Annotated in this window: 9 protein-coding genes; all 9 read left to right on the top strand. The window is 61.6% G+C overall.

Annotation, left to right across the window (positions count from 1 at the left end; genetic code table 11):
* Positions 1 to 199 precede the first annotated feature (199 nt).
* The 9 genes from BFP90_RS19690 to BFP90_RS19650 all read left to right on the top strand — a co-directional run bounded on the left by BFP90_RS19690 (position 200) and on the right by BFP90_RS19650 (position 12,025).
* Positions 200 to 1,198, top strand: a complete 999-nt coding sequence (locus tag BFP90_RS19690; RefSeq protein ID WP_065897771.1) for an alpha/beta fold hydrolase — start codon at positions 200 to 202, stop codon at positions 1,196 to 1,198.
* A 300-nt stretch (positions 1,199 to 1,498) separates the two neighbouring features.
* Positions 1,499 to 2,779 carry an alkane 1-monooxygenase gene (locus BFP90_RS19685; protein ID WP_065897770.1) on the top strand — a complete coding sequence of 427 codons (1,281 nt, stop codon included), beginning with the start codon at positions 1,499 to 1,501 and terminating at the stop codon, positions 2,777 to 2,779.
* A gap of 125 nt (positions 2,780 to 2,904) precedes the next feature.
* Positions 2,905 to 3,408 carry an alkane oxidation protein activator PraA gene (gene praA, locus BFP90_RS19680; RefSeq protein WP_065893059.1) on the top strand — a complete coding sequence of 168 codons (504 nt, stop codon included), beginning with the start codon at positions 2,905 to 2,907 and terminating at the stop codon, positions 3,406 to 3,408.
* Positions 3,409 to 3,526: 118 nt separating this feature from the next.
* Positions 3,527 to 4,030 (top strand): alkane oxidation protein activator PraB, encoded by a 504-nt coding sequence (gene praB, locus BFP90_RS19675; protein ID WP_065893058.1) that lies wholly within the window; start codon positions 3,527 to 3,529, stop codon positions 4,028 to 4,030.
* Positions 4,031 to 4,156: 126 nt separating this feature from the next.
* Positions 4,157 to 5,566 (top strand): outer membrane protein transport protein, encoded by a 1,410-nt coding sequence (locus tag BFP90_RS19670; protein ID WP_065893057.1) that lies wholly within the window; start codon positions 4,157 to 4,159, stop codon positions 5,564 to 5,566.
* 233 nt (positions 5,567 to 5,799) lie between these two features.
* The gene (locus BFP90_RS19665) at positions 5,800 to 8,325 is read left to right on the top strand and encodes an acyl-CoA dehydrogenase (RefSeq protein WP_065897769.1); all 2,526 of its coding nucleotides are present in this window, start codon (positions 5,800 to 5,802) and stop codon (positions 8,323 to 8,325) included.
* Positions 8,326 to 8,478: 153 nt separating this feature from the next.
* On the top strand, positions 8,479 to 9,822 hold the full coding sequence (locus BFP90_RS19660) for a 3-oxoacyl-ACP reductase (protein ID WP_065897768.1): 1,344 nt from the start codon (positions 8,479 to 8,481) through the stop codon (positions 9,820 to 9,822).
* A 3-nt stretch (positions 9,823 to 9,825) separates the two neighbouring features.
* A complete protein-coding gene (locus BFP90_RS19655) occupies positions 9,826 to 10,734 on the top strand; it encodes a MaoC/PaaZ C-terminal domain-containing protein (RefSeq protein ID WP_065897767.1) in 909 nt (302 codons plus the stop codon).
* A complete protein-coding gene (locus BFP90_RS19650; protein WP_065893053.1) occupies positions 10,727 to 12,025 on the top strand; it encodes an acetyl-CoA C-acetyltransferase in 1,299 nt (432 codons plus the stop codon). The genes BFP90_RS19655 and BFP90_RS19650 overlap by 8 nt, the downstream gene beginning before the upstream one ends.
* The last annotated feature ends 6 nt before the right edge of the window (positions 12,026 to 12,031 follow it).

The following is a 12,031-nucleotide window of genomic DNA, read 5'->3' as shown; positions in this document are numbered from 1 at the left end:
AAGAAAAATTGAATTAATTATTTTAAAAAAAGATTTTAAATAATCTACCTGAAAATTTCGCCGCCGCCAGGGTCTTGTTCGATACATGCGACTTGTCCGACAGACGCGCATAGAGGTTGGCCCCAAGGTAGGGACGAAAGTTGAGGCCTCGATCAATCCCGGTCAGGTCGCCAGCAGCAGGGAAGCAGAGGACCGAGCTATGGCTGTCGAGTGGGTTGTCGCTGCGGGTGTGGTAATAGGCGCGAGCGCTGCGTTGTGGGCGTTCAGTGCGTGGATGACACGGCGCATCGAAGCGGCTGTTCCGATCAATGGGCGCTTTGTCGAAGTAGATGGCGAGCGCTTTCACTATGTAGAAGAAGGCGCAGGCCCGGCGCTGGTGATGATCCACGGGCTGATGGGCAGCAGCCGCAACCTGACCTATGCGTTATCCGGTCAGTTGCGCGAGCATTTTCGCGTTATCAGCGTAGACCGGCCAGGCTCGGGCTACTCCACCCGGCAGCGCGGCACTGCGGCGGATCTGCCGGCCCAGGCGCGCCAGATGGCCGCCTTCATCAACACCCTCAAGCTGGACAAGCCGCTGGTGCTTGGGCATTCCCTGGGCGGGGCGATTGCCCTGGCCTTGGCCCTCGATCATCCCCACGCGGTATCGGGCTTGATTCTGGTGGCGCCCTTGACCCATCCCCAGCGCATGTTGCCGTTGGTATTCCTGTCATTGGCGGTGCGCCCCGCCTGGCTGTGTCGCTGGATGTCGCGCACCTTGACCATGCCTGTCGGCCTGCTGACCCAGGGATCGGTGGTCAAGGGCGTGTTCGCCCCCGATGCCGCCCCGGCGGACTTCGCCACGCGCGGCGGTGGCCTGCTGGGGATGCGTCCCGACAACTTCTACGCGGCGTCCACCGAGATCAACCGCGTCAATGACCACTTGCCGGACATGGTCACGCGTTACCCGCAGCTGACGCTGCCCATCGGCCTCATCTACGGCACGCGTGACAAGGTGCTCGACTTTCAAAAGCATGGCCAGGGCCTGGCCAGCAGGGTGCCTGGGCTGAAGCTGCAGGTCGTGGAAGACCGTGGGCACATGCTGCCGATTACCGCCACCGAGCGTGTGGTGGCGCTGGTCGAGCAGGTCGCCAAGCGGGTTCGACCGGTACAAACCGCCACCGTGTTGCATCCTTCGTTCGCCGTGGCGAGCAAATAATCGTGCCATTTCATTCGCGGTTCCAGCGCGTCAACGCTTGCCCTAGACACCTGGCCGACGGTCTAAAAAAACGACTGTACGGTCACGGAAAAAAGGTCTGGATAAACTAGTTGACGACCTAACGATTCCGCGCTATTTATTTAAAAAAATTATTTCAATGTGTAATTTGAAACAGTTTTTGAAATGCCTAAGAGCGAATAAAATAATGAAAAGAACGCCTTTTATCGCATGGTTGATGTCTCGCAGCGGTCAGCGCTGCGCCACTGCCTTTTCTGCCTTCGGATGCCTTCGGAGGTTGCCATGAACCCTGCTCTGACTGTTCCAGGCGTGTGGGCCGACGGCAAGCGCTACCTCTGGTGGCTCGGCATCATGCCGCTGGCAACCCCATTGCTCTCGGGTGCCCTGGCGATCGGCACCGGCATCCAGCAACTGTGGTGGGTCGGTGTGCTGGTCATCTTCGGCGTGATCCCGTTGATCGACGGCCTGCTGGGCGAGGATGTCAGCAACCCGCCCGAATCCGCCGTCAGCCACCTCGAATCCCAAACCTATTACCGTTGGATCGTCTACACCGGCGTGCTGTTTGTGATCGCCTCGGTGGTCATCACCGGTTGGCTTGCCGCCGGCGGCATTGACTGGATCATCGGCGGCGGTTTGCTGCGGGCCACCGCGATGCTCGACCCGTCCAGCGGTTGGGCGAAAGCCGCAGCGTTCATCACCTCTCGCACCGAGTTGCACGGCCAGGTCAGTGGCTTCACTTATCTGGGCATGGCGATGTCTACCGGGGCGGCCACCGGTATCGCGATCAACACCGCCCATGAGCTGGGCCACAAGCCCAAGCCACTGGAAGTGTTCCTGGCCAAGGTAACCCTGGCGCCGACCTTCTACGGCCACTTCTACACCGAACACAACCGCGGCCACCACGTGCGCGTCGCCACACCGGAAGACCCGGCCAGTTCGCGCCTGGGTGAAAGTTTCTGGGCTTTCCTGCCGCGTTCGGTGTGGTTCAGCGCACGCTCGGCGTGGAACCTGGAGCGCGAACGCCTGCGCAAACTCGGGCTGCCGGCCTGGCACTGGAAGAACGCCGTGCTCAGCGCCTGGATGTACAGCGTGCTGCTCTGGGGCGCAATGATTGCCTGGCTGGGCACGGCAGTGATCCCGTTTCTGATTATCCAGGGCATCTACGGTTTCTCGCTGCTTGAAGTGGTCAATTACGTCGAGCACTACGGCCTCAAACGGCAGAAATTGCCCAACGGTCGTTATGAGCGCTGTTCGCCGCGTCACTCCTGGAACAGCAACCGGATTGTGACCAATATCTTTTTGTTCCAGTTACAACGGCATTCCGATCACCATGCCAATCCAACCCGTAGTTATCAGTCGCTGCGCCACTTTGATGAATCACCGCAACTTCCGTATGGCTACGCAAGCATGATTGTCTGGGCGTATGTGCCTTACTTGTGGCGCCGACGGATGGACCACCGGGTATTGAATCATTATGCAGGCGATATAACCTTGACCAATCTTCAGCCGTCACAACGCTTGAAGTATCTGGAGAAGTACAGCGGCGAAGCCAAGCCGTTTTAATTTGAAATAAAAGCGCATTTTCAAAGGATATTTCGATAAGGATTTCTACGTCTATGGTTTGTTAGTTTAGTTGCAAGGCGGTTGTTTACCCGAACGAAAAATAATTTCAAGGGAAGGGCGTAAACATGCAAGTAACTCCTATAACTATAAAGTTCACCATTAACTTCGTATTGGCTGCGCTGGGCCTGATCGGCTGTCACCAGGCACAGGCCGCCCGTATCGAACCTGCCGGGAGTGCGTTTACAGCCCAGGGCCCGATCAGCTTTTCCAAAGGCGCGTTGATCAGTGCCGACTGCACCATCAAGGTGGCCGGCAAGGTGGCGGCCGATGGGACATCCGTCAATATCGACAAGGTGGCGTTCGATGGTGGGCTCAAGTGCAGCCGGGTCGAAGCTATTAACTTGCCCTGGATCTTGATTGCAAAGGATACAAAAAGCGGCTCGATGTCGAAGATCAGCGTGGATGTGCATGCCTTCGGCCTGGGCGGCAAGTGCGGTCCTTCTACCGCCGTCGGTACGTGGGATAACGCCACCGGCAAGTTGCAGGCTGCCAATGTACCGATTGGTGATGACTGCATCATTAAAACGGTGTCAATCAAGATGCCGCCTGATTTCAAAGTCGTTGAATAAGGTTGTCGGATTTAACTGAATTTGGCTGGAATACGAAGCTCTGCAGTTTTACCCGTGGCTTCGTGTTCATGGTCATTACCCCAGGCGAATAATTCGCCATTACATGTGAGGCAAAATAATGAAAAGCTTGAAAACCCTCGTTTGTGCAACTTCGTTCGCCCTGAGCCTTGGTGCAGTGTCGATGGCCAACGCTGCCACTATCGCGCCTGCCGGCACGGCGTTCTCCACATCGGGCTCGATTACCGTTACTTCGCCCGCGTCCCTGAACCTGCCGGTGACCTGCAACATCGCCTTCACCGGTTCCGTCGCGGCTGATGGCTCGAGCGCTTCGATCACCGGCGCAACGGTCAACGGTTCCAACTCGCTGTGTGGCGTACCCAAGTTGTTGGGCCTGCCGTGGACATTGAACGTGGCAAGCGGTGGCCCTGATGCCTTCAACGGTACGGTGTCGGGCGTGAATTTCCAGATTCTCAACAACTGCTCCGCTTCGCCGGTGACCATCAATGTCGGCTTCAATAACTCCACCAACCAGCTGAAGGTGCCAAGCACACAAACCGTTGGCAACTGCAAAATTACCGCTCTGACCGCTACACCAAGCCCGGCCTTTACCGTTACCCCATAAAGGTCGTGAGCGTTTGACGTGATGATCACACGTTGAAATACGCCAGTGCCTCGCAAGGGGCACTGGCTGCGGGAGGCCAGGTCGGGACAACCGATCTCGGAGGATAAAAACAATAAGGAGTGGAGCATGAATAATAAAAAGCAACAGGCACGTACGTTGTTGAGCCTGGCAATTCTCGGCGGCCTTATCACGGCAACGGGACCCGCACACGCCGGCGGTTTCACCACGCCGACCTTCGGTGCTCCCGGGTGGGGGCGCGCCTTCGGGGGGGGCTCACTGTTCCAGAATGATCCTTCCGCGGCCTACAACAACCCGGCCGGCATGGCGTTCATCGACCATACGATTTCTCAATTTACCGTTGATTACGCGCGCATCAACGTTAAATACAAGGGCACGGCCACGGACTACGCCGGCAACGCACCTGCGGCGGTCGACCCTACGGATTTGAGTTCCACGCCGCGCACCGGCGATGGTGGGCAAGGCGGGTTTACCGCCTGGTTGCCGACCGGTTTCATGGTGATACCGATCAACGACCGTTTTGCATTCGGGCTCAGTCAGGTGGTGCCGATGGGTGCGCGCACCACGTGGGATCAAGACTGGATCGGTCGCGACTTTGCCGTCGATACGCGTATTGAAACGGTGGGTGTCACAGGCTCCCTGTCGTTCAAGGTCAATGACCAGTTCTCGGTGGGTGGCGGTGCCATCGTCCAGCACACCAAAGGTTTTGTAAGCCAGAATCTGGACCTGTATTCCGCAGCAGCCCTGTCGCCGGCGATCGGTCTCCCGTTCCCTTCCGGAGTCGGCTCCTCGCTGATGCGGGTCAAGGTGGACAACACCTCGGTCGGCTGGTTTGCCGGTGTGGTCTGGAAGCCTACCCAATTCGATACCCTGGGTCTGAATTACCACGCGAAAATCAAGAATAAACTCGAAGGCAAGTACAGCCTGTATGCCGACGAGGCGAACAAGTCACTGATCGAAGGCGGCCTGCCGGCGCTGGCTTATCCGGGGCTCGACCTCAACGTCAACGGCGCCAAGGCTTCGACGCAACTGGACGTGCCCGCCAACGCCTCCATCGACTGGGTGCACCAGTTCAATGATCGCCTCACCCTGGGCGCCAGCGTCACGTGGACCCAATGGTCGTCGTTCAAGGCGCTGACATTGAAGTCCGAGGGCACGCAACTCGTGTCGATTCCCTATAACTACAAGGATGCCTGGATGGTGTCGCTGGGTGGCGATTACAAGTTTACCGACGACTTCACCTTCCGCGCCGGTGTCGCCACCGACCAGACGCCCACCCGCAACTCTACGCGTGACCCGCGTATCCCCGACGGAGACCGGATATTCGCCTCCCTGGGCTTTGGCTACAACATCCGCGCGATTCCCGGTTTGAGCATCGACGGCGCCTACTCGCGGCAATTCGTCGAAAAGGCCAAGCTCAGGACGCACAACCAGGATCGCCTGGGCGGTGCAACCCTTGACGGTAAAGCCGACGCCAAGGGTGAGGTGGTCAGCCTTTCAGCGACCTACGCGTTTTGATCGGTTGATGACGCGCGACCTGTGCTGGACAGGTCGCGCAGGCAATGCAGATACAACCCGTTGATGACTTGACAGGCTGACCCGCTCAGCCCGTTATTTCTTCGCCAAAGCGTTAAATAAAAATTTCAAAACAAAATTTGAATTTGTCTTTCCAAGTTTGTAGTGTGGACCTGAGTCGTCGCCCAATCCGAGCGGCCGCAGGTGTCACGCCCTGGATCAAGTAGAGGTATCCCATGGTTATCTGGTTATTGGTGGGTTTCGCCGCAGCGATTGCACTGGCGTATCGACAAGCCGCCGCCACCCTGTGGCTGGGCGCTGGCCTGGTATGGCTGGCGGCCGGTTATCTGTTTAACGCAGTAGCCGCATTCGGTATCACCGTCGCGGCGGTGCTGGTGCTGCTCCCGGCCGTGGTGCTGGCGATCAAACCCCTGCGCCGTGTGCTGTTGACCAACAAGGCCCTGGGGCTGTTTCGTACGATCATGCCGGCGATGTCCGACACCGAACGTGCGGCGATTGAATCCGGCACCGTGTGGTGGGACGCCGAGCTGTTCAGCGGCAAGCCTGACTGGCAGCGCCTGTTGCAAGCCGCACCGGCCAGCCTGAGTGCCGAAGAGCAGGCGTTCCTCGACAACGAAGTGGAAACCCTGTGCGACATCGCCAATGACTGGGAAACCACTCAGGTGTGGCAGGACATGTCTCCCGAGGGCTGGCAGTACACCAAGGACGCGGGCTTTCTTGGCATGATCATTCCCAAGCAGTACGGCGGCAAGGGCTTCTCCCACTATGCGCACTCCCAGGTGGTGATGAAGTTGTCGACCCGCTGCTCGGCGGCGGCCATTTCGGTGATGGTGCCCAACTCCCTGGGCCCCGCCGAACTATTGCTGCATTACGGCACCGACGCCCAGCGCAACTACTACCTGCCGCGTCTGGCGCGGGGCGAGGACATCCCGTGCTTTGCGCTGACCAGCCCGTATGCCGGCTCCGACGCCGGCGCAATTCCCGACGTGGGCATCGTGTGCAAAGGCCTGCACGAAGGTGAGCAGGTGCTGGGGTTCAAGGTGACCTGGGACAAGCGCTACATCACCCTCGGCCCGATTGCCACGGTGCTGGGCCTGGCGTTCCGTGCCGAAGACCCGGACGGGCTGCTCGGTGCCGCCGGTTCCCTGGGGATTACCTGCGCGTTGATTCCCACCTCCCATCCGGGCGTGAACAGCGGTCGGCGCCATTGGCCGTTGAACGCGGTGTTCCAGAACGGCCCGACCACCGGCAAGGATGTGTTCATTCCGTTGGAGTGGGTGATCGGCGGCCGTGAACAAGTCGGCAACGGCTGGCGCATGCTGATGGAATGCCTGGCGGCGGGCAGGGCGATTTCGCTGCCGTCTGCCAACGTCGGCCTGGGCAAAGTCGCCGTCCGTGGCACCACTGCCTACGCGGCGATGCGCAAGCAGTTCGGCCTGCCCATCGGCAAGTTCGAAGGGGTGCAGGCGCCCCTGGCGCGCATGGCCGGGCACCTGTATGCCTGTGACGCGGTGCGCAAGGTGTCGGTGGCGTCCCTGGATGCCGGTGAGAAACCTTCGGTGATCTCGGCCATTGCCAAATACCACGTCACCGAGCGCGCCCGCATGATCGTCAACGATGGCATGGACATCGTCGCCGGCAAGGGCATATGCATGGGGCCCAACAATTTCCTGGCCCGTGCCTATCAGCAAAGCCCCATCGCCATCACGGTGGAAGGCGCGAACATCATGACCCGCTGCCTGATCATCTACGGCCAGGGCCTGATCCGCTGCCATCCCTATGTGTTCCGCGAGATGGAAGCGGCGCGCCAGCCGGATCGGCGCAAGGCACTGGAGGCGTTCGACAGTGCGATGTTCGGCCATGTGAGCTTTGTATTGGCCAACACCGTGCGTGCGGCGGTGCATGCATTGACCGGTGGCCGGTTGCTGTCTGCCCCGGCCAAGACCGACCCGGCGCTGGCGTCCTACTATCGTCAGGCCAATCGCCTGTCGGTGGTGCTGGCGCTGGTCTCGGACATTTCCATGGGCGTGCTGGGCGGTGCCCTCAAGCGCAAGGAAAGCATCACCGGGCGCCTGGGCGATATTCTTTCGCAGCTCTACATCCTGTCCTGCGTGCTCAAGCGCTTCGAGGATGACGGTCGGCCCCAGGCGGACCTGCCGCTGGTGCATTGGGCGGCCCAGGATGCCTTGCTGCGCGCCCATGAAGCCCTGGCTGAAGTGCTCGACAATTACCCCTCGAAAGTCGCTGCCGGGGTGCTGCGCGGTTTGAGCTTTCCGTTCGGCATTCCCTTGCATAAGCCGTCGGATCGCCTGTTGGCCCAGGTCGCCGATGTGGTGCAGGTCCCCGGCGAGACCCGCGACCGGCTGCTGGCCAATTCCTACATCCCCCGGCCGGAAATCGACAAGCTGGCCTATGGCGAGCTGGGACTGCGCCTGTTGCCCCAGGTTGAGCTGATCGAGGCACGGCTCAAGCCCGCCATCAAGCAAGGCCTGCTTGAGCCGATGCCGATTTCCGCCGTGGCCTTTACCGACTGGCGCGTCAAGGCGCGGGCGCTGGATTTGATCAGCGACGACGAAGAGGCCTTGCTCGCACGCTATGTGGAATACGCCGACCACGCTATCCAGGTCGACGACTTCCCGCAGGACTTCGGTTTGCTGGAGGCCCTGCAACAGCGCAAGCAAGCATTGGAGCCCGCCGCCAAGCGTCGCGCCAGCCAAAGCGAAAATGCGTCGGTCAATTAATCCAAATGCGGTCCCAATGTGGGAGGGGGCTTGCCCCCGATGGCGGTCTGACAGGTGCATCTGTGTGGGCAGACACACCGCTATCGGGGGCAAGCCCCCTCCCACAGGTGACCGGGTTTCCACGGCAGGATTGTGTTGTGAATGGATCTATCTATGAGTGACAGCTACCTTTCTTTCGTCAATTCCCCCTGGGGCCGTCGTCTGGCCCAGGCCGTCGGCTTGCCGCAACCTCTGCCCCTGCAGCGCCACCGCAGTGGCCAGCAGGGGCTGGCCAACCCGGTGATCCTCGCCGGGGCAGGGCGCCTGGCGGAGCAGGTGCAACGCATCTTCATCAGCACCGATACCGTCGCCGCCAGCCCGGCCACTCTCAGGGCGCCGTCCACGGTGAAGGTGCAGGGCGCGGTTTTCGATGCCACCGGCGTGACCGACCCGCAGCACCTGGACGAGCTCTACCGGTTCTTTCACGCCAATGCCAAGCGCCTGGGCCAACACGCGCGCGTGGTGGTACTCGGCACTGCGCCGGAACACTGCCAGGACTTGCCCCAGGCCGTCGCCCAGCGCGCGCTCGAAGGGTTGGCGCGCTCGCTGGCCAAGGAGCTGCGCCGGGCAATTACCGTGCAATTGATCTACGTGGCGCCCGGCGCCGAAGACGCGCTGGACAGCAGCCTGCGCTTCTTTCTGTCGCGTCGTTCGGCCTATGTGTCGGGGCAAGTGGTACGCCTGGAAAAACCGCTGGACGACGCGCTGAGTGTTAATTGGGACAAGCCGTTCGCCGGCCGGCGCGCCCTGGTCACCGGTGCCTCGCGGGGCATCGGCCTGGCCATTGCCCAGGTGTTGGCGCGCGACGGTGCCCATGTGGTGTGTGTCGACGTGCCCCAGGCCCACCTGGCGCTGCAACAGGCCGCCGACAGCGTGAACGGCTCGGCGCTGCCCCTGGACATTACCGCCGCGGATGCCGCTGCGTTATTGCAGGCGCATGTCGGCCAGTACGGCGCCTTCGATGTGGTGGTGCACAACGCCGGGATTACCCGCGACAAGACCATCGCCAAAATGACCGAAGTTGCCTGGCGCAGTGTGCTGGCGGTCAACCTTGAAGCGCCGTTGCAGCTCAGTCAGGCGCTGCTGGATAACCAGGGCCTGAACCCTGGCGGGCGCATCGTGTGCGTGTCGTCGATTTCCGGGATTGCCGGCAACCTCGGGCAGAGCAACTACGCCACCTCCAAGGCCGGCGTGATCGGCCTGGTGCAGGGCCTGGCCCCGCAGGCGGCGGCGCGCCAGGTAACGGTGAATGCGGTGGCGCCAGGCTTTATCGAAACGCAGATGACCGCGAAAATTCCGCTGATGATCCGTGAAGCCGGGCGGCGCATGAATTCCCTGTCCCAGGGCGGGCAACCAATCGACGTGGCCGAGACCATCGCCTGGCTGGCCCATCCCGGCTCGGGTGGAATCACTGGCCAGGTAGTGCGGGTGTGCGGCCAAAGCCTGCTGGGAGCCTGAGTCATGGACTATGTAACGCAGATTATCGACCCGCCGCCCTCGCGCACCCAACTGTTGCTCGACGGCGTGCGCGGCTTGCGCAAGCCCAAGCCCGACGCCGCGCCGCCATTGCCCAGGGAGCGCCTGGTGCGGCCGGCGGTGGAATTGTCAGGCGCCGCCATCACCGCTTATGGCCGCGCCTGTGGCTTTCGCCGCGAGCAGGGCGTGCCGCTGTCCTATCCCCATGTGCTGGCGTTCCCGCTGCACTTGATGCTGCTGACCCGCCCCAGCTTTCCGTACCCGGCCAGCGGCATGGTGCACCTGGCCAATCGCATTCGCCAGCATCAACGCTTGCATGAAGGTCAGGCGCTGCGCCTGGAAGTGTTTTGCGAGCGTTGGGTCGCTCATCCCAAGGGGCAGGCGTTGAGCATCGCCACCCGTGCCTACGCTGAAGAAGCCCTGGTGTGGGAAAGCGACAGCCTGTACCTGCGCCGCGAGGTGAAAAATCCCGTCGGGGAGCTGTGGGCGGATGCACTGCCGTTGCAGGAAGAGGGGTTGCTGCGCACCCAGCGCTGGGTCTTGCCCGCCGACCTGGGGCGCCGCTTTGCCAAGGTCTCGGGAGACTTCAATCCGATCCATACATCGGTCATGGGCGCGAAGATCTTCGGCTTTCGCCGCGCCATCGCCCACGGCATGTGGACCTTGGGTCGGGCGCTGGCTGCCCAGCAGCCACCGGGTGGCCTGGACCGCGCCGAAGCCCATTGCGATTTCAAGTTGCCGATCTTCCTGCCCGGCCAGGTCGCCCTGTGGAGTCACCCTGTGACCGGCCCGCTGCGCGAGTTCGAAGTGCGCAGTGTCGCCGGCGACAAACCGCATATGCGCGGGTTGTTTATGTGGGATCAATCGCCTGGAATGAGAGCCTTGCATGAGTGAATACAGCTTCAATCCGCCCCCGAGCCGACGCGTGGCGATCATTGGCGGTAATCGCCTGCCGTTCGCCCGTTCCAACACCGTCTATGCCCATGAGACCAATCAGGACTTGCTGGTGGCCGCACTGCAGGGCCTGGTCGACCGCTACAATCTGCACGGCCAGTGCCTGGGTGAGTTCGCCGCCGGTGCGGTGATCAAGCATTCGCGCGATTTCAACCTGGCCCGTGAGTCACTGCTGTCGACCACATTGTCCGCGCAGACGCCCGCCTACGATGTGCAGCAAGCCTGCGGCACGGGCCTGGAAGCCGCGTTGCTGGTGGCCAATAAAATCGCCCTCGGCCAGATTGAAGTGGGCATCGCCGGGGGCGCGGATACCACCTCCGACGCGCCCATCGGCATCAATGAATCCCTGCGCCACACCTTGCTCCAGGCCAATCGGGCCAAGGGCCTGGGCGATAAACTCAAGACCCTGTTGAAGGTGCGTCCGTCGATGTTGTTCAAGCCGTTGCTGCCGCGCAATGGCGAGCCACGCACCGGCCTGTCCATGGGCGAGCACTGCGAAGAAATGGCCAAGCGTTGGCAGATCAAGCGCCTGGCCCAGGATGAGTTGACCCTTGCCAGTCATCAACGCCTCGACGCGGCCTATCAGCGCGGTTTCTTCGACGACCTGATCAGCCCCCATCGGGGCCTCGCACGGGACAACAACCTGCGTGCCGACATCAGCCTGGAAAAACTCGCCGGCCTGGCACCGGCCTTCGACCGCCACAACGGCACGCTCACCGCCGGCAACTCGACGCCCCTGACCGACGGTGCCTCGGTGGTGCTGCTCGCCAGTGAAGACTGGGCCGCGGCCAATGGCTGGCCGGTGCTGGCCTACCTGCGCACCGGCGAAACGGCGGCGGTGAATTTCGTCGACGGCACCGAAGGCCTGTTGATGGCCCCGGCCTACGCCGTACCGCGCATGCTCAAACGCGAAGGCCTGGGCTTTGCCGACTTTGATTTCTTCGAGATCCACGAAGCCTTCGCCGCCCAGGTGCTGTGCACGCTCAAGGCCTGGGAAGACCCGGACTACTGCCGCGAGCGTTTGGGCCTGGACACGCCGCTGGGCGCTATCGACCGCAGCAAAATGAACGTCAACGGCGGCTCGCTGGGTTGCGGCCATCCGTTTGCCGCCACCGGCGGCCGGCAACTGGCGGCGCTGGCCAAGGCCATCCATGAGCGCGGTGGCGGTCGCGGGTTGATCTCGATCTGTGCGGCGGGCGGGTTGGGTATCACCGCCATCGTCGAAAAGTAGCCTCAT

The sequence above is a fragment of the Pseudomonas sp. 24 E 13 genome (assembly GCF_900004715.1).
GTDB classification, from domain to species: domain Bacteria; phylum Pseudomonadota; class Gammaproteobacteria; order Pseudomonadales; family Pseudomonadaceae; genus Aquipseudomonas; species Aquipseudomonas orientalis_A.
The sequence above is the reverse complement of the archived record's forward strand: the minus strand, read 5'-3'. Positions and strand labels throughout refer to the sequence as shown.